The sequence below is a fragment of the Kordia algicida OT-1 genome (assembly GCF_000154725.1).
Classification (GTDB): domain Bacteria; phylum Bacteroidota; class Bacteroidia; order Flavobacteriales; family Flavobacteriaceae; genus Kordia; species Kordia algicida.
On the sequence record NZ_DS544873.1, the window covers coordinates 1,971,379 to 1,996,234 of the forward strand.

The window sequence follows — 24,856 nt, forward strand, 5'->3', positions numbered from 1 at the left end:
AGTTCGCGACGTGGCAGTCTGTTTCTAGTTGAAATTCGTATTTTCTTTGAAATTAGACTTGTTAGATTGTTAGAAACGCTTCGCTGTTAGACTTCTTAGAAACGTCACTGCGAGGAGTTTGCTACATGTCAGTTTGTTACTAATTAAAAAGGTTTTTCTTTGAATAAAATTCAAGAGAGCGTTCAACTCATAACTCATAACTAAAAAAATGCTAAATTTCCCGCTTCCGCAGAATGGTTCCTTGTCCAGTTTAATGCTGAAAAAGGAAATCTATGATTTTAAAAGTGCCATTGCGTACGTAAATCAATTGCCTTATGGAAGAACGTCAGATCGTACTAATTTTCATTTGATCGTATTCGAAAATAAAGGAACATGTTCCACAAAACACGCGTTTTTAAAACAACTTGCTGTGGAAAGTCAGAAGGAAAACGTAAAATTATTTATTGGCATTTACCAAATGAACGAAGCAAATACCAAAGGTGTTGGAAAGGTTTTAGACAACTATAACTTAGCTTACATTCCCGAAGCGCATATATATCTTAAAATCAACGGAAACCTATTAGATGTCACGCGAACAACCAAAAATGAAACTTCTTTCGAAGACAGTTTGTTAATTGAACAAGAAATTCTTCCACCGCAAATCGGCAGTTACAAAGTAGATTTTCATCAAAACTTTCTCAAACAATGGATTGCAGACGAACAAATCTCCTACTCTTTTGAAGAAATTTGGAACATTCGTGAGAAATGTATTTTTGCTATTTCTGAATAAATCAAAAAGTTCAATCAAATAACACAATCTTTTTCCAATCATTATTTCATCAAACCATATAAAAACGTACTTTAGCAATACGCAACCGACAACAACTCATGCTACATTTGTACACACGCGAAAGCCTAAACGCGCTTATTTCAAAACGAGAAGGCGAAACTAAATTTGGTGAAAAAGTAGAGACACTTTCTTCCCAAGAAAATTTAGTTGAACAATTACAACAAAGCGAAGCCAAATATGTGCTTTTTGGAATTCCCGAAGATATTGGCGTTCGTGCCAATCGTGGAAAAGCTGGCGCAACAACTGCTTGGAAAGCAGGATTAAAATCCTTATTAAATACACAAGATAATGCTTTTAATAAAGGAAGACGTGTGTTGGTATTAGGACATTTGGATTTTTCTGAATTGATGAAAAGAGCTGATAGTTTTGATGAAAAATCTCCAGAATATCACATTTTACTTTCACAATTGGTCACTAAAATTGATGAAGAAGTAACCTATTTGATGTTTCAAATTGTAAGCACAGGAAAGATTCCGATTGTAATTGGTGGCGGACATAATAACGCTTACGGAAATTGTAAAGGAACAGCGTTAGGCAAAAGTAAAGCCATAAATGTCATCAATTTTGATGCACATACCGATTTTAGAAGCTTAGAAGGCAGACACAGTGGAAATGGTTTTAGTTACGCTTTTAAAAAATATTTTATTGACAAGTATTTTATGTTTGGCTTGCACGAAAATTATACCTCAAAAAAGGTTTTTAAAACTATTGACAGCTGTCCTGAACGCATACAATACAATACTTTTGAAGGAATCCATATTCGTCAAGAGCAAGGTTTTTCGTTTCAATTAAATACTGCTTTAAATTTTATAAACAATCGTCCTTTTGGTGTTGAGGTTGACTGCGATTCTATTGAAAACGTGCCAAGTAGCGCAATGACACCAAGTGGTTTTACCGCAAATCAAGCACGTACTTTTGTATCTTTCTTTGGGAATCAAAAAAATGCAGCCTATTTACATTTGTGTGAAGCTGCACCAAATCCTGATGATCCGCGAGAAATGTATCTTATTGGAAAATTATTGAGTTATTTAATTACAGATTTTATTCGCAAGTAAAAAATGGAAGCGATCACAATTATTCCTTTTGATGAAAAATACAGCAACAATTTTTACGAATTGAATGTAGAATGGTTGGAAACTTATTTTTATGTCGAACCACACGATGAAGAAGTGCTGAGTCAGGCAAAAAAGTATATTATTGATAATGGCGGACATATTTTTTTCGCCAAATTAAACGAAGAAATTGTTGGAACTTTTGCTTTGATTAAGATTGACGAAAGTGTATTTGAACTCAGCAAAATGGCAGTTTCACCGCATTTAAGAGGAAAAAAAATTGGACAACAACTGTTGCAATATTGTTTGGAGTTTTCTAAGAATCAGAAGTTTGAAAAACTAATCCTCTACTCCAACCGAAAACTTGAAAATGCTATTTACTTATACCGAAAATATGGTTTTGTAGAAATTCCTATTGAACCTAACAATCCGTATGCGCGTGGTGATATTAAGATGGAATTGATTTTTGAGTATTAGACTTTCTTAGACTTGTTAGACATGTTAGACTTGTTTAGATTTTTCAAGTGTTCAGTTTTAATCTTTTAATTTATATAAATTTCAAAGGAAATCCGTAACATTTATATAGTTTTGTCGTCAAGTATTTGTATCGAATTTAGAATTCATGAAAGAAAGTTACATTACGTTTTTTAGGCGCTTTTGGATTGTTCTCATTATTGGCTTTATTGTTTATAATTTTATCTTTCCAGAAACATTTTCCAGAGAAAATATAGCTGAAAACATTCAAGCGTTTGGAAATTACGGATTGGCTGTTTTCTTTTTTTGTCACCTAATTCGAGGATTTGTCATGCTTCCTAGTACAGCGCTCATTTTTGCAGGCGTCTATTTATTTCCCAATGATTTATTTTTAGTGTTGCTTCTTTCCGTCATCGGAATTGTAATTTCTTCAATGATCGTTTATTATTTTTCAGATAAACTCGGTTTTGCAAAATTGTTTGATAAGAATACCAAAACAACCAATATGGTGAAGGAAAAACTTTCTGGAAAATATGGACCGCTATTTATCATGTTTTGGGCATTTTTCCCTTTTGTCCCTACCGATTTAATTTGCTACACGGCTGGTGCGATGAAAATAAATCCTGTAACATTTGCCATAAGTCTTTTTATTGGCGAATTGATTTTGTGTAGTATTTACGTGTACGGAAGTACGTATTTTATATAATGCCCTTGTATAAATTTTTTAAAACTATTTGATGAAATTCAGCTAAATCGTACGGTTTGATGATGAAATCGTTCATTCCTGCATCGTGTATGCGATCTTTTATTTGATCTTCTTCTACAGCAGTCAAAGCAATAATTGGCGTTTTTTGGTCGGTTTTACGTATGCGTTTTGTCGTTTCAATTCCGTCAATATTCGGCATATTGATATCCATTAAAATCAAATCGTATCTTTTTTCCTGTAATAATTCAATCGCTTCCAATCCGCCTTCAGCAACATCACACAAGTATCCTTTGGTTTGCAAAATACGTTTCGTAATGACACGATTTATTTTATTATCATCAACAATTAAGATACTTTTTTCAATACCATCAATACTTTCTATTGGAGGATTTGCACTTTTTAGCGACGACTCACAACTTTCTTCAAACGCAATGACAAAAGTAAATTCTGTTCCGTTGTTTTCTTCACTTTTCAGTCTAATATGACTATCAAATAGTACCAATAATTGTTTTACAATCGACAAACCCAAACCTGTTCCTTGATAGTTTTTTTCAATCGGACGCAACTGTACAAACTTCTCAAATACAGACACTTGTTTGTCTTTTGGAATTCCAATTCCATCATCTTCAATTGTAAATTTTATGGTATGCATTTTTTCTTTTTGATGCACTAATTCCAATCGAATCCAAATATTTCCTGTTTCCGTAAACTTGATAGCATTTCCTATTAAATTCATCAATATTTGTGACAATCGTACCGAATCGCCCATTAAAACGGCTGGAATTTTTGGATCAATTTCTTGATGAACAGTATTTTTATTTTGATTGATAGCGAAGCTAAACGAATTGACAACTTCATTTATTAAATCTCTAATTTTAAAAGGTGTTCGCCCAAGTGTAACTCCTTTCGATTCAATTTTATTAATCTGTAAAACATTATTTATAAGCGATAATAAGTATTTACTTGAAAATTTAAGCGATTTAAAATTTTCGTTATCCTTCAAATTAGGAAAATCTTCTGATAACAATGCTGTCAAACCAACAACACCGTACAAAGGCGTACGTAATTCGTGACTTACCGTTGAAAAAAATTGAGATTTCAAATTGGCTTGTTGTTCTGCTTCTTCCTTTGCTTCCCGCAATTCCGCATTTTTCAACCGAAGTTTAGACAGTGCTTTGTTTCTAAACTTGTAATTCTTAAACATATTTATCAACAGTAAAATCAGGATAAAACCTGCAATCATAAGAATATATGAGATTTGCTGTGATTTTTTTATAATCGTTTCTTGTGTTTTTTGGGCGGCTTTTGCACGTTCCAAATCCTTTTTGTAATCATCTACTTCAAATTTAGCCACAGCCGCCTGCGTTTCCCTTACTTTGTCTTTATTGTATAAAGAATCTTTGTATTCTAAATGCTTTTGCAATCTATTCAATGCTAATTCATTGTTCCCTTGTTTCTTTGCTAGAATAGAATACTTCTCGTAAATTTCTGTCAACTCGCCTAGCATCTCTGCATCATGAGCAAATCGTAAAGAAGTTTTAAAATAATCATCGGCTTTCTCCAAATCATTTTTGTTCATGTAATAACTACCAAGCAAATAATTAATTTGTGCTTTTCCAGGATCGTCGCCGTGACGTGTATAAATCATTTTTTGTGATTCGTTCAAATATGGCAACGCAAGATCGAATTCTTTAATGTCAATATATGTCCAACCAATATTTAAAATTGGAGTTAATATTTCGAAAGTATCTTTTGTTTTTTGGGCGTATTCTAAAGATTTCTTGTAATACAGCAAGGCAGAATCAATCTTTTTAAAACCTTCCGAATACATATTTCCCATATTATTATACACCCAACATTGCAAGGTGTCATTTTTAATTTTTTCGGCATAACGAAGTGCTTGAAGGTAATTTTTTTTAGATTTTTCTAATTCGGAAATACTCTCATACGCCAATCCCAAATCATTGAATAAGACTGATATATTGTAAAAATCGTCAATTTGCATCGCGTACGACAGTGCAATATTTGCTGCTTCTATAGATTCTTTGTAGTCGTAATTATCAGAAGCTTCCTCAGTTAAGTAAGAATATTTGGTAATGCTGTCTTGTATTTTTTCTTTAGGGAGTTCCTGACTTAAAACAGGAAGTATAAAAAATAAGTTTAGCAGTATGGTAGGTAGTATTTTTTTCAAAAAATTCAGGTTTTAAGAACACCTCAAAATACAAAAAAAATAGTTAGTAAACTTTTCTGACAGTGTTTAATCTGAAAAAGTTTATTTCTATTTCCAAGAATGATCGTTTTACTTTTTCTAAATTGTAGCATTAAAAAATTTAGGATTCTAAAAATAAGTATATGAATGCTTTTCATTATGCCTTTAAGATAAAAGATATTGCTTCAACACGTACATTTTATGTTGATATTTTGAATTGTAAAGAAGGACGATCAACCGAAAACTGGATTGATTTTGAATTCTTCGGACATCAATTGTCGGGACATGTTAGCTCCAATTTTCCAGAGCTTGATTATTGCGGAAAAGTTGATGGTATACATGTTCCTATTCCACATTTTGGTTGCTTACTTACCATTTCTCAATTTGAAGATATACAACAAAAACTGGAAGCCAATAATATTGAGTTTGTCGTAAAACCACAAACGCGCTACAAAGGACAAACAGGCGAACAACGTACCATGTTTGTATTTGACTATAGCGGAAATCCGTTGGAGTTTAAAGCTTTTTCTGATGAAAGTGAGGTTTTTGCAAGTAATTAAAAATAAAAATTTTTGCTTGTATGAATGCATTAAAATTACCTTTTGAATTTGACGCAGAAGTCATAAAAAAAGAACTTTCTCAATTTTCAAAAGAAGATTATCAAGATATCTACAATTCCTCTGTAATGTTAGAAACTTTATGGCTGATTCATTTTATAGAACCTATTATTGGGAAAGACGGACTTCCTATTTTTTTACCCAACAACGCGTTAAAAAAATGTCCATATTTGCTTTCCATCTTTGAAATGTTTCAATGCGATGTAGAAACCTTTCGCATTCACACTCTCGACGCTGGCGCAAGTATTCAAAAACACAGAGATACAGGATATAGTTTTGAGCAAGGAAAAATCCGCTTACACATTCCTGTGCAAACAAACGATAAGGTTAAAATGTTGGTGGATGATGAAGCAATTCCGATGAAAGCAGGCGAATGTTGGTATTGCAACTTTAATATTGAACATGAAGTTAAAAATAACAGCGATCAATCACGTGTGCATATCATTATAGATTGTCTGGTAAATGACTGGTTGACTCGTGTTTTTAATCAGGCAAAATCAAAAAATTAGCATTCAACACGAAAACTATTCCTGTTTGTTATGTCCGATTGATTGATTGAAAATTAAAAATGGAACCTGTTTGTTGTTTACTAAAAAAATCATCGCAAAGCACGTCTTAAAATTGTAATTGGATGCAACGCTTCTTTTTGAGTTCCATCTTTAATTTGATGGCGACAACTTGTTCCGTTTGCAGCAATCATTGTATCAATTTCCGCAGCTCTAACTGCTGGAAATAACGATTGTTCGCCAATATTCATGCTGACTTCGTAATGTTCTTTTTCATACCCAAACGAACCTGCCATTCCGCAACAACCCGAAGCAATAATGGTAGGTTTATAATTTTTGGGAAGATTCAAAATATCATACGTACATTTCTGATTAGAGAGTGATTTTTGATAGCAATGCACATGAATTTTTACGTTTTTCGCTTCTTCCGTAAACGCTTCCGAAGTAATTTCGCCTGCTTGAATTTCGGCAGCTAAAAATTCTTCCAATAAATAGGTATGTACTGCAATATGTTTTGCCGCTACTTTATCATCTGCCAAACGAATATATTCGTCACGAAATGTGAGAATGGCAGAAGGTTCAATTCCTACCAAAACAGCATTTTCGTTGATGATGTTTTTAAAAATTTCTACATTTTTATTCGCTACTTTTTTTGCTTCTTCTAAGAAACCTTTCGAAATAAATGTACGTCCGCTTTCTTCATGCGCAACATGCTTAATTTCATAACCTAATGTTGATAAAACTACCAATGCGTCTTGTCCGATTTCCGATTCCAAGTAATTGGTAAATTCGTCACTAAAAATATATACTTTTTTAGCTTTAGAAACACTTTTATTCAACTGACTTACAGACTTTTTTAAAATCTTATCGAGTGTTTTCTTTGAATTAATAGGTAAGGTTCGTTCTTGCGCAACGCCTAATTTATTTTTAATGATTTTTGCCGTAAAACTATTCGTTTTTACAAAATTTGAAAGTCCTGAAAATCTGCTCGCCAATCGATTCGATTTGGTAGAAAACGCAAACGCTTTGTCGCGAAAAGTTGGCGTATTCGATTTGTAATACTGATGTAAAAACTCTGCTTTCAACGCGGCAACATCTACATTACTTGGACATTCGCTAGCGCAAGCTTTGCAACTCAAACACAAATCAAAAACCTCCTTCAATTCTGGTTGATCGAACTTATTTTCTTTCTCTGAAACCGTTAAAAACTCACGCAACGCATTGGCGCGCGCACGAGTGGTATCTTTTTCATTAGTCGTTGCTCGGTAACTTGGACACATCGTTCCTGAGAACGAAGCAGGTTTTCTACAATCGCCAGAACCATTACATTTTTCGGCAGCTCGCAAAATTCCTTGACTGTCCGAAAAATCGAAAATCGTTTCAATTTCAGGTTCTGTACGATCAATTTCATACCGCAAAGACGTGTCCATTTTTGCAGCATCAACAATTTTCCCTGGATTAAAAATGTTATTCGGATCAAAAACGGCTTTTACTTCTTTCAACAATTCGTAGTTCTTCTCTCCTATCATAATCGGAATAAACTCCGCACGCACAATTCCATCGCCGTGTTCGCCACTAAACGAACCTTTATATTTTTTAACTAATTTGGCAACATCGCGCGTAATTTTTCGGAACAAAACGACATCTTCTTTCTTTTTCAAATTCAAAATTGGGCGTAAATGCAATTCTCCCGCGCCAGCGTGTGCGTAATACACGGCTTCTTGCTGATAGTTTTTCATTAACTGAGAAAACTCCGAAATGTACTTTGATAAATCTTCTAGCGCAACGGCAGTATCTTCAATACATGCCACTGCTTTTTTATCGCCAATGATATTTCCTAACAGTCCTAAACCAGCTTTTCGCAACTCCATCGCTTTGGCAATTTCGTCACCTTTTAAGACAGGAAAATCATAACTTTTCCCTTCATTTTCTAAGGAAATGATAAGTTCATTAGTTTGTTTGGCTAAATCTGCTTCCGTGTTTGAGCGCAATTCGAGCAACAAAATTGCTTGCGGATCGCCTTTTACGAAAAATCTGTTTTTGGCTTGCGCCAGATTTGACTTTGTACAATCTAAAATAATTTTGTCCATCATTTCACAAGTGTACAAATTGTGTTTCATAGTGCCTGAAACCGATTGCAAACAAGCTTCAATACTGCGATAATGTGCTGCAACCACACAACTATGTGTTGGTGGCAAATAGTCTAATTGCAAGGTGATTTTTGTAGTAAATGCCAACGTTCCTTCGCTTCCAGAAAGCAATCTGCACATATTAAACGTTTCTCCATTTTCTGAAAAAGGTTGCGTTTTCAACAATTCATCAATAGCATAACCAGTATTTCTTCGGTGAATTTCGGCTTTTGGAAATTCAATTCGGATGCGCGCTTGATTGTTTTTATCAATCAACAATTCGTATATTTTTTGATAAATTGAACCTTCAAGCGTAGTCAAAGTTCTTTTTTGATGGAATTCTTCCGTAGTAATTTCTCCAAAAGTAACTTCGCTTCCATCAGATAGTATCACATCCATGGAAATGATTTTATCACGCGTAACGCCATATTGAACTGATGTTGTTCCAGAAGAATTGTTACCAACCATTCCGCCAATCATGCAACGATTGGATGTTGATGTATTTGGTCCGAAAAATAAATTTAATGGTTTTAAATAGGTGTTCAATTCATCACGAACAACGCCAGGTTGCACGGTAACCGTTTTTGCTTTTTCATCTACTGAAAGGATTTTTGTAAAGTATTTGGATACATCAACCACAATGCCTTCTCCTACACATTGTCCTGCAAGTGAAGTTCCTGCGGTTCTTGGAATGAGTGATGTTTTCTGTGTTGTTGCAAAATCGATCAATAATTTTAAATCACTCGTATTTTTAGGATATGCAACTGCTAGTGGAAGTTTTCTGTATACAGAAGCATCAGTAGCATATAAAATTCTGTGTAAGTCATCGTAAAAAATCGTTCCTGAAAAGGTATTTTTCAATTGTTCCAATTTCGTCTTCATGCCACTGTTATTGTTCTGCTGTATAATTTTCGCAGCAATATAAACTTATTTTTTTAGTTATAAATAACAAATGAGTTGCGTATCACAATAAGATATGAACATGTGATATCTTCCAGTAAAAACAAATGATGTAACTGGCATAATTGTTGAATAATTCTGCTAACATTAGAAACACCTTAAATTTTAAAAGACATGAAAAAGCTCGTAATTTTAAGTATGTTATTTGTAGGATATATGGCGTCTGCACAACAGATTTCTGAGAATGCTATTGGACTACGAATCGGAGGAAATAATGGTTTTGGCACTGAAATTTCATATCAAAGAGCCTTGTGGGACAACAACCGACTTGAGCTAGATTTAGGCTGGAAAGACAATGATGCATACGATGCATATAAAATCACTGGATTGTACCAATGGATTTGGAATATTGATGGTGGATTTAATTGGTATGCTGGCGCTGGCGGCGGCGTTGGAAGCTGGAATAGCAATAGAAACTTGACCAACGATGGTTTTTATGCTTTTTTAGCGGGCGATGTTGGTATTGAGTATAGTTTTGATTTTCCGTTACAGCTTTCGCTAGATATACGACCTGAATTGGGTTTTGACAACGGATTTAATGATAATTTGGATATGGATTTAGCCATTGGCGTACGTTATCAGTTCTGATTTTTTTAGGGTAATTCTTTGCATTTAATTAAATTTGCACGTTTAACTAATTTAATATTTCAATAAAAATGTATACAAACGTGAAAAAAGTATTTTTAATTGCATGTATTACCAGTATGTTATTGTTTACTTCTTGTGGAGAAGGAAATAAAGATACGAGTTTAGCTGATGGTTATACGATAGAAACTACGATTAGCGGAATTCCTGATGGTGTGCGTGCATTTTTGAAAGTTCCGAATGATAAAGGTGTTCCACAACCTAAAGACACTGCGATTGTTCAGAATGGTAAATTTATTTTTACAGGAAAAGTTGAATATCCACAATTAGGTTTTATTTATGTAAATGGTGCGCAAGGAAACATTAATTTATTGATTGAAAATGCAAAGGTTGAAGTAGAAGCGTACAGAGATAGCTTGTCTAAATCGAAGGTTTCTGGTGGTAAGCACAATCAGGAATATGTAGATTTTATTGAAAATTCCAGAGCCTTGTCTAAAAAAGTTGGAAAAGTAAGAGAACGGTATGCAGCTGCGGTAAAGATGAAAGATACAGCGGTAATCGCTGCAATAAGAAAGCAAATCGGTGATATTGACAAAGAAGCGATTGCATATCAAGAGCAATACGTAATCGATCATCCAAAATCTTATATTTCTGTAATGTTGGTCAATCGTCTACTTCAAAATAAATTGACAAACGCAAAAAAAGCAAAAGTTTTTTACGACGGACTTCCTGATGATATGAAGAAAACGCGAATTGCGGAAGATTTATTCATCAAAATAACAGAAATGTTGCGTGCGGCTATTGGTTCGATTGCACCAGATTTCTCAGCGCCAAATCCGGAAGGAAAAAAGATTTCTTTAAATGATATTAAAGGAAAAGTAACCGTAATTGATTTTTGGGCAGCTTGGTGTGGACCTTGTCGCAAGGAAAATCCGAATGTTGTAAAGATTTACAATAAATATCACAAAGATGGATTGGAGATTATCGGTGTTTCTTTAGATGGTCGCCCAAACCAGAAAAACGCTAAAGAAGACTGGATTCGTGCTATTGAAAAAGATCAATTGCCTTGGCATCAAGTATCAAATTTAGATGGCTTTAGAGATGGAATTGCGCGTACATACAACGTTCGTTCAATTCCTGCTACGTTTATTTTAAATGAAGATGGAGAAATTGTGGCGAAGAATTTACGTGGAGCAACTTTGGAAGCTAAAATTAAAGAATTACTCGGTAAGTAGTTATGAATTTTGAGTTGTGAGTTGTGGGTTTAAATTTTCACTTTATGAATACTTACGATTATTCTGTTTTACTTTAATTCAATATTCAACACATACAATTTAAAATTTCTAAAACTGATTTTCAACAAGTTAGTTTTTTAACTAAAAAAACGTATATTTTTTATTTGCACGGTTCAAAAACAATAGTATATTTGCAACCGATTTTATAACAAATATCGTTGGGGAGATACTCAAGCGGCCAACGAGGGCAGACTGTAAATCTGCTGACTATGTCTTCGCAGGTTCGAATCCTGCTCTCCCCACTTTAACTCGAAAAGTCTACACGTAAGTGTGGACTTTTTGTTTTTTAAACCTCTTGAAACGACTTATTTTTTTCTTGGAAGAAGTACTTTTTATATTTTCCCCATTTTGTTCAATACAAACAATGCGATAATCGGAACTGCCATAGCAATAACAATCCATGTTTGCTCAAATAATAATTCTTTGCGAAGTGCTAATGTAATTATAAATCCCGCGACAGCGCCACCAAAATGTGCATCGTGACCAATATTTCCTGTTCTTTTTTTCATTCCATAAATAGAGAACAATAAATATCCTACCGCAAATACATATCCAGGAATGATAAAGTTAATCATCATGTGTGGTCGTAATAATATTGCCGAAAATAGTATTCCTGAAACAGCTCCACTCGCGCCCAAAGCACTGTAGTGATATTCGTTTTTGTGAAAGTAGAATGAAAACAAACTTCCTAACAATAAGCTTCCCAAGTAAATTAATAGAAAATTTGTAGCTCCAAGTTCAAATATGACTGTATTTGCAAAAAAGAATAGCGTAATCATATTGAAAGCCAAATGTTGCATATCTGCATGTAAAAATGCAGATGTTATCATTCGTAAGTGTTCTCCACGATGAATTGCTCCTACATTAAACATGTATTTACTTCGAAAAGCGTAATCGTCAAAGCCTTTGAGAGATACCAAAACGTTTGCTACAATTACACCAATAGTTACCAATTCCAAATTCATAGTCAAATAGCCTAATTAAGTGTCAAATATAGCTATATTTGTCAAAATTTAGTACATACATGCAGCTTATCGCGTTCATTCTTATATATCCAATTTTATGGTTGATTTCCATTCTTCCATTTCCGTTGCTATATCTTTTTTCTGATTTTTGTTACCTTCTTGTATATTATGTTATTGGCTACAGAAAAAAGGTTGTTCGTGGGAATTTAAAATTAGTTTTTCCTGAAAAAACTGATGCAGAGCGTTTAAAGATTGAAAAGAAATATTACCACCATTTGTGTGATATGTTTCTAGAAATGATAAAATCACTGACAATTTCTGATGCTTCGCTACGCAAACGATTTGTATTCCCCAATATTGAAGTGTTGAACGAATATGAAAAGCAAGGACAAAGTATCATCTTAATTTCGGGACATTATGCCAATTGGGAATGGATGAATATTGTAAAAGAATATGTGTCGCTACACGGATACGGAATTTACAAGAAACTAACAAATAGGTATTTTGATAAGCTCGTTCGTGACATTCGCGAGAAACGAAATTCTACGCTTATTACTACGAAAGAAACGTTTAAGACAATTAAAAAGAACGAAGATGCTGGCAAACTTGCTATTTATTATATGGTAAGCGATCAGTCACCAAAACCGTTGCCCCACTACTACTGGACTGAATTTATGAATATTACCGTGCCTTGTTTTAACGGTTCTGAGGTTTTAGCTCGCAAAGCAAACATGCCTTTTATTTATTTTAAGATTGAAAAAGTAAAACGCGGACATTATCAAGGAACGTTTATTCCTTTGACGCCAAATGGCATCCGAAATTATCCTGAAAATGAACCGACTGAATTGTTTTACAGAGAATTAGAAAAGCAAATTCGCGAAGTTCCTGAATATTATTATTGGGTTCACAAACGTTGGAAACATCGCGATAAAGTTCCTGAGGAATATCAGAAGAAAAAATAAATCACACCACTCTACCTTCTTTTTTGGCTTTTGCATCCAACGAACTTCCAATGGCAAGTCCGACCGCCAAACCTATTGGCAAACCTAAGGCAATATTGCCAAATACAACGCCCCATGGCATTCCTAGTGCAATTCCAAGAGGCATCCAAATACTCACATAATATCCTTTGTTGACTAATTTGTGTTTGGTAATTACGGTATTTTTGAGCTTGCTTTTCTTTTTAATAAAATCGCGTCGAATTTCTTTATCTTTAAAACCTGCTACAGTTGGAATTGCTTCTACAAGCACATTCATTTCTTCTTGAAAAGTTACCAAAGTTTCAGGAGAAGCCGCATGCGTTGCCATTTTTTCGAGCAATCGTTTTAAATAATCTGTTTCGGCTTTTTTATGTAGTTCTTGGTTGTATGTTGCTGTTTTTTCATCAATCATGTTGATGAGCATTTCTTTCCAATGTGTATATATGGTTTCCATGAAGATTGTGTTCTATTACTAAAATAGGTAGCATATTTGTTGGTTTTGTTACAACAAGAAACATAAGAGCTACAGGAATAGAAAATTTATGCAATACTCAAATCTACAAAAATTAACGTCAACAACCTGTTAACAGACTCAAAAACCATTCATGCATTAGCGTTAACAAAAATTGCAACTAAGCTAATCTATCATCGTTTTTGCTCGTATTTTTGACTAAATCAATAAAAACAATCACAATATGTCAATTTTAACAATTATTCTAAGTGTCATTTTTCCACCATTAGCCGTAGCTTTAAAACATGGAATTAGCAGTCAACTCTTAATTAATATTTTACTAACGCTTTTAGGATGGATTCCTGGTGTAATTCATGCGATCATTGTAAACAAAGAAGGATAATATATGCCATTATTTAAATTTATATCACGACTAATTGACGATGAAGATCCAGTTATTGTGATGCCTTTCGGCGGATATGCTAATCGTAATAAAATTTACGCACAAGCACGCGTACTAGAAGATGAAGGCATCAAACATTCTGAGGAAGACAGCGCCATCAAAAGTTTATACAACTCTTATAAACGCTTTGAAACAGATGAAGTAGAAAATGCACTTGTAAGAGTTACAATTAACGATAAAACCATTGAATTAACTTCAGATAAAGAAGGATATATCCATGTAGATACCGATCATACTTTTGAAGTAAATACTACCAAAAACACACATTGGTTGCCAATTACGTATGAGCTAATCATTGACGATACAATTACGCATACGATTACAGACGAAATTCTATTTCCTGGAACAAATGCAGGTTTCGGAATCATTTCAGATATGGACGATACTGTGATTGAAACAGGATTATCTTCAACATTTAAATGGAAAGTAATCATTAATTCGTTCTTTAAACACAGTTCTAACCGAGTTCCGCTTGATGGCGCACAGGAATTTTATTCACTACTCAAAAAAGGACATAACGGAACACAAGACAATCCTTTCTTTTACTTGTCTAACAGTCCGTGGAACCTGCATGAATACTTAATTGATTTTCTAAAATTTTATGAATTTCCAAAAGGAACATTGTTATTGCGCGATATTGGATTTGAAAATAAAAGGAAAGAAAGTTTTTTAGAACGCAATAAATTCATTAAAATATCACATATACTCAATACATATCCTTCGTTGCCATTTGTTTTAATTGGCGATGCTGTCGATTTGGATCATGAAATTTATATCGAAATTGCCAAACAATTCCCAAACCGAATCAAAGCAATTTACATAAGAACTACGACCAATAAACGACAAATGAAACGTGTACAAGCAATTATTGAAAATGCTACAGACATTGAAGTAAAACTCATTGAAAATACCACAGAAGCATTAGCACATGCTCGAGAAAACAAGCTGATTCCCTAACATGAAAAAGTTTTTAAAAATAACTACTATTCTGCTTATCGCAATTATTATTGTGGTGTACATTCGTGTTGCCAATTCAAAGAAAACATTTGAAACTTGCACCATTCATAACATTGAAGATATTTCTAAAACCGATTTCACAAAACACAAAACAGTCGTCGTAAGTGCAAGTTCTTTGTACGAATCTGACATGATCAAAACACTATTACAAGGAGAAAACTATCGTGATGCTTGGGCAACAAAAGTAAAACTACCCATTGTTTTTCTCGATACACTTTTTGGTGGTGTTGAGATTATAAAAGAAGGAGGCGGAAAACAGACACATTCGCTTCGCATACAAAGTAAAAAAGATGGTGTCGTATACACATTGCGAAGCATCAATAAAAATCCAGAAAAATTAGTTCCTGAATTTGCGAAAACACTCAAACTAGAAAATATTGTGATTGACGGAATTTCATCGCAACATCCATACGCAGCTCCTGTAGTTGCCAGACTTTCCAAAGCAATCAACGTTCCGCATACAAATCCGAGAGCCGTTTTTTTACCAAAACAAAAAACGCTAAAAAATTACAATGAAAAATATGGCAATCGCCTGTTTTTGTTGGAATATGAAACGGAAGGAAAAGTCAATTGGACGTCGTATAAAAATGTTACCGAACTTGTAGATACAGAAGAATTACAAGAACTAAAAATGGATTTGAAAACCCAATTGAAAATTGATCGTAAAAGTCTCGTTCGCGCACGATTGTTCGATCTTATTATTGGCGATTGGGACAGACATACCAAACAATGGGGTTGGGCAGTTTCTCAAAATGATTCAACGTACACAGCTTATCCAATTCCTGGCGACCGAGACAATGCTTTTTTTACCACTAGCGGATTGATTCCATCAATATTAACCAATGAAAATGTCGTAAAAGAATTGCGCCCTTTTCAAAAAGATATTGACTATATGGAAGGACTCATTTATGATTTTGATGTCTATTTTCTACACGAAACTCCAGAAGAAATTTTTATTGCGGAAGCTACATACATTCAACAAAACCTAACTGATGAAGCCATAGAAAGTGCTTTGCGCTATTGGAATGATGAATTGTATGCGTTATACGCAAAAGATATTGCTGCAAAAATTAAAGCGCGCCGCGATAATATTCTTGTCTTAGCCAAAGAATTTAAACGTGTATTAGACACAAAACCATTGCTCGAAAAACCACTGAAAGGAAGCGATCGTGAAGATGTAGATGAAAATAAGTTAAAATGCTTTGAATGCTAAACTATTTTAACATCTGTTCGATATAAATCATTCAATTTATTTTTACAGTAATTTTAGAAATAATCCTGCTATATAATTCATTTTCAATGTTTTATTTTCGTTTTCTTTGCTTACCCAAAGAAAAGAAACAAAAGAAAGGGAACTTTTCCAGAGGTATTTTTAGTTTTTCTTTTAGGGAAAAACTAAAACCGCATGAGTTTTTCTAAATTTTCTCCAAGGTTTCGAAAATTTTTAACGAAAAACTCTTGCTATACTGCGGAAAAGAAAAGTTTCAAACTAAAATTCTTACTTCGAACTCACGTTATTTTACAAAAAAAGCTATCCAAAACGGATAGCTTTTCTTCTGAATTTTCGTGTTTATTAAACTCCAGCAATATCAGCAATCTCTTTCATAACACGCAATGCCAAGGTATCTGCTTCCAATTGTGATGTTGCTTCTGTGTAAATTCTAATAATTGGTTCCGTATTCGATTTACGCAAGTGCACCCAATTTTCTGGAAAGTCAATTTTTACACCATCAATTGTAGTTACATTTTCGTTTGCATACTTTTCTTCCATCGCTTTTAAAATTGCATCAACATCCAAACTTGGCGTTAATTGAATTTTATTTTTACTCATAAAATAGCTCGGATAACTATCACGCAATTCGCGAACAGTCATGTTTTTTTCTGCCAAATGTGTCAAGAATAACGCAACTCCAACCAAAGAATCACGTCCGTAATGCGAGTCAGGATAAATAATTCCGCCATTACCTTCTCCACCAATTACCGCATTCGTTTCTTTCATCTTTATCACTACGTTTACTTCTCCAACGGCACTTGCTTGGTATGTTCCACCATGTTTTTCAGTGACATCGCGTAATGCTCGTGACGATGATAAATTAGAAACCGTATTCCCTTTTGTTTTGCCCAATACATAATCCGCGCAAGCGACAAGTGTATATTCTTCCCCAAACATTTCGCCATCATCACAAATAAATGCCAAACGATCTACATCTGGATCAACCACAATACCTAAATGCGCTTTTTCTTTGACAACTAACTCTGAAATATCCGTTAAATGCTCTTTTAAAGGTTCTGGATTGTGCGGAAAATGTCCGTTTGGTTCACAATACAATTCCACAACTTCAACATTTAATGCTCGCAACAACTTCGGAATCGCGATTCCTCCAGTAGAATTTACACCATCTACCACGACTTTAAAGTTTGCTTTTTTGATTGCTTCTGCATCAACCAACGCAAGATTTAATACTTCCTCAATATGCTTGTCAATGTATGTATCATTTTGTGTTACCGTTCCTAAATCGTCTACTTCGGCAAAATCGAAATCGTCACTTTCAGCAATTTCTAAAATCTGCGCACCATCGGCTCCATTTAAAAATTCTCCTTTATGATTTAGTAATTTTAACGCATTCCATTGTTTCGGATTGTGACTTGCAGTTAAAATAATACCGCCATCTGCTTTTTCCAACGGAACCGCAACTTCTACCGTTGGCGTTGTTGACAACCCAAGATCAATCACGTCGATTCCTAAACCAACTAATGTATTGACCACTAAACTCTGAATCATGGCTCCAGAAATTCTGGCATCTCTACCAATCACTACCGTAAGCTCAGATTTATTATATTCATTTTTCAACCAAGTTCCGTAGGCGCTTGCAAATTTTACTGCATCAATTGGTGTTAAATTATCACCAACACTTCCTCCTATTGTTCCTCGAATCCCTGAAATTGATTTGATTAAAGTCATACTTCTATTAATTAAAATTCAGGCAAATATAAAAGATATTGATGGATTTCATTCCCAACTCATAATTATTAATGATTTCATAATTCTGTAAACGAATATTTATGTAATTTAGAGAAATCGCTTTGCTGCTTTTGGCGATGCTTAATTTAAAAAACGTTACGTGAATTTTTTAGCACATGTTTACCTTTCTCAAGACGATGACAATATAAAGATTGGAAACTTTATCGCAGATAGTATTCGAGGGAAAAAATATACAGAATATCCACTACAAATTCAGCATGGTATTTTGCTTCATCGAAACATTGACACGTTTACAGACGCGCATCCTACGGTGCGACTCAGCACGAAACGTTTGCACAAAAATTACAGTCATTACAGTGGCGTTATTGTTGATATTTTATACGATCATTTTTTAGCTAAAAACTGGAAAAATTATTCATCTGTTCCGTTAGAAACTTTCGTGGACGATTTTTATCATTTATTAGAAGATAATTTTGAACTTCTTCCGCCGAATGTGCAACGTTTGCTTCCACACATGATTCATGAAAATTGGTTACTAAGTTATGCTTCTATTGAAGGAATAACAAAGGTTTTGGAAGGAATGAACCGACGAACACAGAACCGTTCAAAGATGAATTTAGCCGTAGTAGAACTTCAAGAATTTTATGATGAGTTTGAAGCAGAATTTACTTCTTTTTTTAGTGAATTGATCGAATTTTCAAAACAGAAACTAATCGAATTAAAACATACGCATTTATGAAAAATTTACGCTATATTTTTCTTTGTAGCATCTTGCTATTTTCATGCAAACAAGAACCAAAAAAAACTGAAAAATCAAAAATTAAAGGCGTCATTGCAAAACATGCGATGGTAGTTTCGGCGCGTGAAGAAGCTTCAAAAATAGGAAATATGATTCTGCAAAAAGGCGGAAATGCATTTGATGCCATGGCTGCGGTCGAACTTGCGCTGGCTGTTTCATATCCGTATGCAGGAAGTTTGGGCGGCGGCGGATTTATGGTATATCGTATGGAAAATGGCGAAATTGGCACATTGGATTTTAGAGAGAAAGCACCATTGTTGGCGTATGAAAAAATGTATTTAAATGAAAATGATAGCATTATTAAAGGAAAAAGTACGCTTGGCGCGATGGCAGTTGGAATTCCTGGAAATATCGCTGGAATTTACGCTTCACATGAAAAATATGGAAAGCTGCCGATGAGCGAAATTATTGATCCTGTAATTGCTTTGGCAAAAAAAGGTGTCGTTGTGACTGAAAAACAACAGCAAAGACTTGAAAAATATCGCGATTTGATTGTTGAAGTAAATGGTGATTCTTCCTTTTTTGCAACACAATGGAAAGCTAAAGATACAATAAAACGCTTGAAACTCGCAAAAACGCTAGAACGTATAAAACTCAATGGACGTGACGAATTTTACCGAGGTGAAACAGGTCAAAAATTAGTTGCTTTTATGAAGAAATCTGGTGGAATTATGACTATGAAAGATTTGATGAATTATCAAGTGAAATGGCGAAAACCAATCACATTTATGTATGATGATTTGCGTATTATTTCGATGGCGCCACCTTCTAGTGGTGGATTTTGCTTGCAACAAATTATGAAATTTATTGAACCTTTTGATTTAGATAGTTTAGGACACAATACAGTACAATCGATTCAGGTGATTACAGAAGCGGAACGACGTTCGTATGCTGATAGAGGTTTTCATTTGGGCGATCCTGATTTTGTGGATATTCCTGCAGATTTATTAAGTGATTCCTATTTAAAAGAACGTATGAAATCATTCTCGTTTGAGAAAGCTACACCTTCTTCGGAAGTATCTCACGGAACCATTAACATTGTGGAAAGTGATGAAACGACGCACTACTCTATCGTAGATCAGTTTGGAAATGCGGTTTCTGTCACTACAACAATTAACGGTGCGTATGGTTCCAAACTGTATTGTGAGGAATTGGGCTTTTTCTTAAATAATGAAATGGATGATTTTAGTTCAAAGCCTGGCGAACCAAATATGTTTGGATTGATTGGTTCGGAAGCAAATAAAATTGCACCTCAAAAACGTATGTTAAGTTCTATGACACCTACCATTGTAGAGAAAGATGGCAAGTTGTATATGGTTGTCGGAACGCCTGGCGGATCAACGATTATTACGTCGGTTTTGCAAACTATTTTAAATATACATGAATATGATATGGGCATGCAGGAAGCGATCAATCAACCGCGATTTCATCACCAATGGTTACCCGATACGGTAAAGATGGAACCAAATGGTTTTAGTGAAGAAGTACGAAAAGAATTGGAGCGTCTTGGCTATACCATTGATGTCAGTGAAAGTATTGTGATTGGAAAAGTAGAAGGTGTTTTGGTCTTACCTGACGGAACCTTAGAAGGTGGTGCAGATACGCGTGGAGATGATAAGGCAATTGGATTTTAGGTTTGGCTTAGCCTTAGATATTAGATCGGCTTCGCCTGTTAGATCGCTATCGCTTTTAGATGTTAGACCGCTTCGGTACTAGATTTTAAAATTATTGGTATATGCCTTTGCGAGAAGCATAGCAACGTGGCAATCTGTTCGTAGATAAACCAAATTTTTGTTCGCTTCGCTTAATTCAAGGATTTAAAAATTCAATCATTCAAGGTTGTTTCTAAGATAAATTTGAATATTGTTTGAAACTAATTGACACATTTCCAAATTTTCAAATTGGCATATTAAAATTTAAATATCGCTGTCGCTCAAAGTATATCCGTATTTTAGTTTAAATTCCCCATTACTCTAAGAACTTGACTAATACCTAATACCCAAAAGCTAATGCCTGATTTTTTTCGCTTCGCTTAATTCAAGGATTCAAAAATTTAATGATTAAAGGTTGTTTCTAAGATAAATTTAAATATTGTTTGAAGCTAATTGATACATTTCCAAATTTTCAAATTGGCATATTAAAATTTAAATATCGCTGTCGCTCAAAGTATGTTCGTATTTTAGTTTAAATTCCCCATTACTCTAAAAACTTGACTAATACCTAATACCCAAAAGCTAATGCCTGATTTTTTTCGCTTCGCTCAATTCAAAGATTTAAAATTCAATCATTCAAGGTTATTTCTAAGAAAAATTTGAATATTGTTTGAAACTAATTGATACATTTCCAAATTTTCAAATTGGCACATTAAAATTTAAATATCACTGTCGCTCAAAGTATGTTCGTATTTCTAGTTTAAATTTCCAATTTCTCTTAGAACTTGACTAATACCTAATTCCCAAAAGCTAATGCCTACTTTTTTGCTTCGCTAAATTCAAAATTCAATATTTATTACTAAAAAAAACTACTTCTTATAATGAATACGATATCTCCAATAGCTGATTCCTCCGTACACCAACCAAATAAAAGTAGCGGTTAGCACAAAAGGTAATCCTAAAACGGCGTCACCTGTAGCATACGAGTGTAATCCGCTAAGGACAAAATTCACTCCAAAATACGTAAATAAGATTGATCCGAATGCAGAAATTGTCATCCAATTAAAAAACCAACGTCCACGCAATCCTGGCACCAATCGCATGTGTAAGACAAACGCATACACCATGATACTGATTAACGCCCACGTTTCTTTTGGATCCCAACCCCAATAACGTCCCCAACTTTCATTTGCCCACATTCCACCAAGGAAATTTCCAATGGTTAACATGACCAAACCTACCGTTACCGACATTTCATTGATGATTGTAATTTCTTTTAGGTTAAGTTCCATACGCTTTTTGTTCTTTTTATTCGTAAGAATAATGAGCAATAGCGATACTATTCCTAAAATCATAGAAAGTGCAAAAGGTCCATAACTCGCCACAATAACTGCAACGTGAATGAGCAACCAATAACTGTTTAATACAGGTTGCAGATTGGCAATTCCGGGATCAAGCCAATTCATATGTGCGCCCCATAAAATCATGGCAACGACAAATGTGGTTGCAGCAGTGGTTAAATCTGACTTTCGTCCAAATAGTAACCCAAACAACATGGACGCCCAAGCTACGTAAATCATGGACTCGTATGCATCACTCCACGGTGCATGACCAGAAATATACCAACGCGCAATAAGTCCAGCAGTATGTACAAAAAATAACGCTATTACCAACCATTTAAATAGTTTGATAATAAAGCGTAAGCCTTTGTTGTCGTCAAAAATTTGGATAATAATAAAGATGAACATTAACAAACCAACTAATAAATAGAAGATCATTAGTTTTTCGAAAATGTTGTATTTATTGTAGATGATTTCCGCATCAATTTTTTCAATAGAAGGAAGAATTGTACTTCCAAATTCTTCTTGACGCTTACGGAAACTTTCGAGCATTTTGTCTGCTTCTGTGTAATCACCTGATTTTTGTGCTGCATTTAGGATGAGCGTATACACAGGAATTGCATTTTTTACGTAACGCTCATACAAAGAGTCTTTTGGTTGAAATCCTCTATTTGGATTTGTTCTATAATCTTCACCCGAAATCCAATCGTTATCTTCGTGATTTGGAATTGGAAATATTTTTAAGATTTCTCCTGAAACTGCTCGGTTGAGTAATCCGAGTTTTAAATCAAATTCTTTGATCGCTTTTTCATACTGATTTGGCGTATTGGTTTTGTATGCATCTTCTAAGTAAGGAGCTAATTTGTATTGTCCTCTTTCATCAAAGAAGTCTAGTAACATGGCATAACCATCACTTTTTTCTACACCAATAATTTTACGCAAACTGTCATGCTTTTGACGTTTTAGGCTGATAAAATGGGCATTGTACCATAATTTTGGATATTGAATCATGGAAAGCAATACCTGATTTGCTGAAATACTGTCTTTGTAAGTATTTGATTTACTCAGTTTACGAAGTAATTCTTGCGCATACGTATTTATAGGCTTCATACGCCCATTATCCTGAATGACCAAACGACCAAATTTATCTGCATGTTCTTTAGGAACTAAATTTGCTGCAATGATAGAATCTATTTGTTTGTCCGTAATGCTTTGCGTAACAACCTCGTGATCGTGATCTTCACCTGGCGCATGGTTGTGTCCTGCGTGCGCATCTTCTACTTGTTGCTCAACAGTATCTTGCTGAATAGTATTTTCAGAGCTTGTTTCTTGTGCAAATGCTCCTAAACTGAAGAACAATAAAACAATAGCTGTCAATGTCTTTTTACGTTTTTTCACTTTTTCTAATTGCTTTTTTAAATCGCCAAAACGTGTGTTTTTGTCAAATAAAATTACCATTAAAGCAAGGTAAAGCAACATATAACCTAAGTACGTAATATTTGTTCCCCAATAATCGTGACTTACGGAAAGAATGGTTCCTTTTTCGTCTCTGTCAAATTGTGCCTGAAAGAAACGATATCCTTTATGATCCATAATGTGATTCATATAAATATCATAATCAAACGAAGGTTCATCTACTAAAGTAACTTTACTCATAAATGATTTATAACCGCCACCTTCTTGTGTTCCGGGATAACGTTCGGCAATAAAGTCATTTAGTTTGATACTAAAAGGAAGTGTGAGTTGTTCTGCTCCAAAAGATAACCAAAAGTCCAATCCGCCTACGGTAATTTTTACTGGAGCATTGGTACGACCTTTTCCGCCCATGACGCGAACTTCTTCGGTTTCCCCTTTGCTAGATACTTCTAAAATAATGGCATCTGCCTGATCTTTGAGTTGTGCAGGAGTTTCTACCACACCAATTTTTCCTTTTATTGCTGGTTCAGGAATTACAAATTGCAATCCTGCTAAATTATATAACGAACGTAATTGAAAAGGCTGTACACTGTCTTTGTATACTTTTCCTTTCTGCTGTGCCGCCATAATCATGTATTCACCACCAAACGGACTTTTTATGGTATAATTTCCGTATTCGTCACTCATAATGTTGATAGCGCCATCTGTCGGATTGTTGAATGTGATGAGTATGTTGTGTAAGTTGCTAGGTTTTTCTCCCGATTTTAAGAAGTGATTGTGACGATCTCCACCTCCAGATTCTACAACTTTTAAATATTCTTCTCCATTTTCATCTGGCAAAATGCCTTCTTCCGCACCTTGAATAAATCCTTTGTAGTCAATGCTAAACGGCTGACCGTTAAAGTCTGTTTTCCAAGGGAAACTTCCTTGCATCCACGATCCTGACGCAATTCCTTCAGAAGAAACTAAATAATCACCTTTCAACGTTTTACGTCTAGGTTTTCCATTAATTTCACCATCAACCATCGCTTTGATGTATGTTTTTTCAGAAAGAAACGTATTTTCTGTGGCGCCTTCACGAATCGGCATGACACCTTCGTAGCTTACATAACGCGTGATAAATGCTCCCAAAAGAATAAATATAAAAGATAAATGAATTAGCAATGTTGCCCATTTTTCTTTGCGAAGCAAGCGATAGCGAAAGATGTTTCCGAAGAAATTTATCATGAAAAAAAGCATTATTACTTCAAACCACCATGCATTGTAAACGTAAATTCTTGCGGTTGTTGTGCTGTATTCACTTTCTACAAAAGTTCCTATTCCCATGGCAAAAGCGAATAAAAAGAAAAGGACAGCCATTAATCGTGTAGAAAAGAGGATATTCTTGAGGATATTACCCATTGTGTAGCGTTATCGTTTAGATCAAAA

20 protein-coding genes and 1 tRNA gene are annotated in these 24,856 nt (G+C 34.5%); 15 read left to right on the forward strand and 6 right to left on the reverse strand.

Annotated features, from left to right (window positions below; genetic code table 11):
* Positions 1 to 208 precede the first annotated feature (208 nt).
* The 4 genes from KAOT1_RS08395 (at position 209) to KAOT1_RS08410 (ending at position 3,061) form a co-directional block, all read left to right on the forward strand.
* Entirely contained in the window at positions 209 to 769 is a 561-nt protein-coding gene (locus tag KAOT1_RS08395) for a hypothetical protein (RefSeq protein ID WP_007094342.1), read from the forward strand.
* A 98-nt stretch (positions 770 to 867) separates the two neighbouring features.
* Positions 868 to 1,884 (forward strand): formimidoylglutamase, encoded by a 1,017-nt coding sequence (locus KAOT1_RS08400; RefSeq protein WP_007094343.1) that lies wholly within the window; start codon positions 868 to 870, stop codon positions 1,882 to 1,884.
* A 3-nt stretch (positions 1,885 to 1,887) separates the two neighbouring features.
* On the forward strand, positions 1,888 to 2,358 hold the full coding sequence (locus KAOT1_RS08405) for a GNAT family N-acetyltransferase (protein ID WP_007094344.1): 471 nt from the start codon (positions 1,888 to 1,890) through the stop codon (positions 2,356 to 2,358).
* Between the two features lie 145 nt (positions 2,359 to 2,503).
* Positions 2,504 to 3,061, forward strand: coding sequence for a TVP38/TMEM64 family protein (locus KAOT1_RS08410; RefSeq protein ID WP_007094345.1), 558 nt, complete (start codon positions 2,504 to 2,506; stop codon positions 3,059 to 3,061).
* On the opposite strand, the gene KAOT1_RS08415 is transcribed toward KAOT1_RS08410, so the two are convergent.
* The gene (locus tag KAOT1_RS08415) at positions 3,054 to 5,252 is read right to left on the reverse strand and encodes a tetratricopeptide repeat-containing hybrid sensor histidine kinase/response regulator (protein ID WP_007094346.1); all 2,199 of its coding nucleotides are present in this window, start codon (positions 5,250 to 5,252) and stop codon (positions 3,054 to 3,056) included. The two genes, KAOT1_RS08410 and KAOT1_RS08415, sit on opposite strands and share 8 nt — an antisense overlap.
* A gap of 161 nt (positions 5,253 to 5,413) precedes the next feature.
* Between KAOT1_RS08415 and KAOT1_RS08420 the strand changes: the two genes are divergently transcribed.
* Positions 5,414 to 5,830: a VOC family protein gene (locus KAOT1_RS08420; protein ID WP_007094347.1), complete on the forward strand. Its 417-nt coding sequence runs from the start codon at positions 5,414 to 5,416 to the stop codon at positions 5,828 to 5,830.
* 20 nt (positions 5,831 to 5,850) lie between these two features.
* Positions 5,851 to 6,396 (forward strand): aspartyl/asparaginyl beta-hydroxylase domain-containing protein, encoded by a 546-nt coding sequence (locus KAOT1_RS08425; protein WP_007094348.1) that lies wholly within the window; start codon positions 5,851 to 5,853, stop codon positions 6,394 to 6,396.
* Between the two features lie 89 nt (positions 6,397 to 6,485).
* Here the strand turns inward: KAOT1_RS08425 and KAOT1_RS08430 are convergent, their stop codons facing one another.
* Positions 6,486 to 9,404, reverse strand: coding sequence for an FAD-binding and (Fe-S)-binding domain-containing protein (locus KAOT1_RS08430; protein WP_007094349.1), 2,919 nt, complete (start codon positions 9,402 to 9,404; stop codon positions 6,486 to 6,488).
* A 192-nt stretch (positions 9,405 to 9,596) separates the two neighbouring features.
* Here KAOT1_RS08430 and KAOT1_RS08435 point away from each other — a divergent pair, with 192 nt between their 5' ends.
* From KAOT1_RS08435 to KAOT1_RS08445, 3 genes are all read left to right on the forward strand, one after another.
* A complete protein-coding gene (locus KAOT1_RS08435) occupies positions 9,597 to 10,070 on the forward strand; it encodes a hypothetical protein (protein ID WP_007094350.1) in 474 nt (157 codons plus the stop codon).
* An 80-nt stretch (positions 10,071 to 10,150) separates the two neighbouring features.
* Positions 10,151 to 11,302, forward strand: a complete 1,152-nt coding sequence (locus tag KAOT1_RS08440) for a TlpA disulfide reductase family protein (RefSeq protein ID WP_040559963.1) — start codon at positions 10,151 to 10,153, stop codon at positions 11,300 to 11,302.
* Positions 11,303 to 11,522: 220 nt separating this feature from the next.
* Positions 11,523 to 11,604, forward strand: a tRNA-Tyr gene (locus tag KAOT1_RS08445).
* Between the two features lie 90 nt (positions 11,605 to 11,694).
* Here KAOT1_RS08445 and KAOT1_RS08450 read toward each other — a convergent pair.
* Positions 11,695 to 12,327: a rhomboid family intramembrane serine protease gene (locus tag KAOT1_RS08450; RefSeq protein ID WP_007094352.1), complete on the reverse strand. Its 633-nt coding sequence runs from the start codon at positions 12,325 to 12,327 to the stop codon at positions 11,695 to 11,697.
* A 59-nt stretch (positions 12,328 to 12,386) separates the two neighbouring features.
* Between KAOT1_RS08450 and KAOT1_RS08455 the strand changes: the two genes are divergently transcribed.
* A complete protein-coding gene (locus KAOT1_RS08455) occupies positions 12,387 to 13,289 on the forward strand; it encodes a lysophospholipid acyltransferase family protein (RefSeq protein WP_007094353.1) in 903 nt (300 codons plus the stop codon).
* Position 13,290: 1 nt separating this feature from the next.
* Here the strand turns inward: KAOT1_RS08455 and KAOT1_RS21955 are convergent, their stop codons facing one another.
* On the reverse strand, positions 13,291 to 13,761 hold the full coding sequence (locus KAOT1_RS21955; protein ID WP_007094354.1) for a hypothetical protein: 471 nt from the start codon (positions 13,759 to 13,761) through the stop codon (positions 13,291 to 13,293).
* A 241-nt stretch (positions 13,762 to 14,002) separates the two neighbouring features.
* Between KAOT1_RS21955 and KAOT1_RS08465 the strand changes: the two genes are divergently transcribed.
* Genes KAOT1_RS08465 through KAOT1_RS08475 form a run of 3 tightly spaced genes read left to right on the forward strand, consistent with a single transcriptional unit; the run spans position 14,003 to position 16,451 of the window.
* Complete coding sequence (locus tag KAOT1_RS08465; RefSeq protein ID WP_007094355.1) at positions 14,003 to 14,161, forward strand: YqaE/Pmp3 family membrane protein; 159 nt, start codon at positions 14,003 to 14,005, stop codon at positions 14,159 to 14,161.
* Between the two features lie 3 nt (positions 14,162 to 14,164).
* Positions 14,165 to 15,178: an App1 family protein gene (locus KAOT1_RS08470; protein WP_007094356.1), complete on the forward strand. Its 1,014-nt coding sequence runs from the start codon at positions 14,165 to 14,167 to the stop codon at positions 15,176 to 15,178.
* Between the two features lies 1 nt (position 15,179).
* A complete protein-coding gene (locus KAOT1_RS08475; protein ID WP_007094357.1) occupies positions 15,180 to 16,451 on the forward strand; it encodes a hypothetical protein in 1,272 nt (423 codons plus the stop codon).
* Between the two features lie 360 nt (positions 16,452 to 16,811).
* Here KAOT1_RS08475 and glmM read toward each other — a convergent pair whose 3' ends face one another.
* A complete protein-coding gene (glmM, locus tag KAOT1_RS08480) occupies positions 16,812 to 18,200 on the reverse strand; it encodes a phosphoglucosamine mutase (RefSeq protein WP_007094358.1) in 1,389 nt (462 codons plus the stop codon).
* A 160-nt stretch (positions 18,201 to 18,360) separates the two neighbouring features.
* On the opposite strand from glmM, the gene KAOT1_RS08485 reads away from it, so the two are divergent.
* On the forward strand, positions 18,361 to 18,960 hold the full coding sequence (locus KAOT1_RS08485) for an acyl carrier protein phosphodiesterase (RefSeq protein WP_007094359.1): 600 nt from the start codon (positions 18,361 to 18,363) through the stop codon (positions 18,958 to 18,960).
* A complete protein-coding gene (gene ggt, locus KAOT1_RS08490) occupies positions 18,957 to 20,654 on the forward strand; it encodes a gamma-glutamyltransferase (protein ID WP_007094360.1) in 1,698 nt (565 codons plus the stop codon). Before KAOT1_RS08485 ends, ggt begins: the two co-directional genes overlap by 4 nt.
* A gap of 887 nt (positions 20,655 to 21,541) precedes the next feature.
* On the opposite strand, the gene ccsA is transcribed toward ggt, so the two are convergent.
* On the reverse strand, positions 21,542 to 24,829 hold the full coding sequence (ccsA, locus tag KAOT1_RS08495; protein ID WP_040559427.1) for a cytochrome c biogenesis protein CcsA: 3,288 nt from the start codon (positions 24,827 to 24,829) through the stop codon (positions 21,542 to 21,544).
* Positions 24,830 to 24,856: the final 27 nt, after the last annotated feature.

Coding starts and splice junctions, on each gene's coding strand:
- KAOT1_RS08395 (WP_007094342.1), top strand. CDS start 209: ATGCTAAATTTCCCGCTTCCGCAGAATGGTTCCTTGTCCAGTTTAATG.
- KAOT1_RS08400 (WP_007094343.1), top strand. CDS start 868: ATGCTACATTTGTACACACGCGAAAGCCTAAACGCGCTTATTTCAAAA.
- KAOT1_RS08405 (WP_007094344.1), top strand. CDS start 1,888: ATGGAAGCGATCACAATTATTCCTTTTGATGAAAAATACAGCAACAAT.
- KAOT1_RS08410 (WP_007094345.1), top strand. CDS start 2,504: ATGAAAGAAAGTTACATTACGTTTTTTAGGCGCTTTTGGATTGTTCTC.
- KAOT1_RS08420 (WP_007094347.1), top strand. CDS start 5,414: ATGAATGCTTTTCATTATGCCTTTAAGATAAAAGATATTGCTTCAACA.
- KAOT1_RS08425 (WP_007094348.1), top strand. CDS start 5,851: ATGAATGCATTAAAATTACCTTTTGAATTTGACGCAGAAGTCATAAAA.
- KAOT1_RS08430 (WP_007094349.1), bottom strand. CDS start 9,404: ATGAAGACGAAATTGGAACAATTGAAAAATACCTTTTCAGGAACGATT.
- KAOT1_RS08435 (WP_007094350.1), top strand. CDS start 9,597: ATGAAAAAGCTCGTAATTTTAAGTATGTTATTTGTAGGATATATGGCG.
- KAOT1_RS08450 (WP_007094352.1), bottom strand. CDS start 12,327: ATGAATTTGGAATTGGTAACTATTGGTGTAATTGTAGCAAACGTTTTG.
- KAOT1_RS08455 (WP_007094353.1), top strand. CDS start 12,387: ATGCAGCTTATCGCGTTCATTCTTATATATCCAATTTTATGGTTGATT.
- KAOT1_RS21955 (WP_007094354.1), bottom strand. CDS start 13,761: ATGGAAACCATATATACACATTGGAAAGAAATGCTCATCAACATGATT.
- KAOT1_RS08465 (WP_007094355.1), top strand. CDS start 14,003: ATGTCAATTTTAACAATTATTCTAAGTGTCATTTTTCCACCATTAGCC.
- KAOT1_RS08470 (WP_007094356.1), top strand. CDS start 14,165: ATGCCATTATTTAAATTTATATCACGACTAATTGACGATGAAGATCCA.
- KAOT1_RS08475 (WP_007094357.1), top strand. CDS start 15,180: ATGAAAAAGTTTTTAAAAATAACTACTATTCTGCTTATCGCAATTATT.
- glmM (WP_007094358.1), bottom strand. CDS start 18,200: ATGACTTTAATCAAATCAATTTCAGGGATTCGAGGAACAATAGGAGGA.
- ggt (WP_007094360.1), top strand. CDS start 18,957: ATGAAAAATTTACGCTATATTTTTCTTTGTAGCATCTTGCTATTTTCA.
- ccsA (WP_040559427.1), bottom strand. CDS start 24,829: ATGGGTAATATCCTCAAGAATATCCTCTTTTCTACACGATTAATGGCT.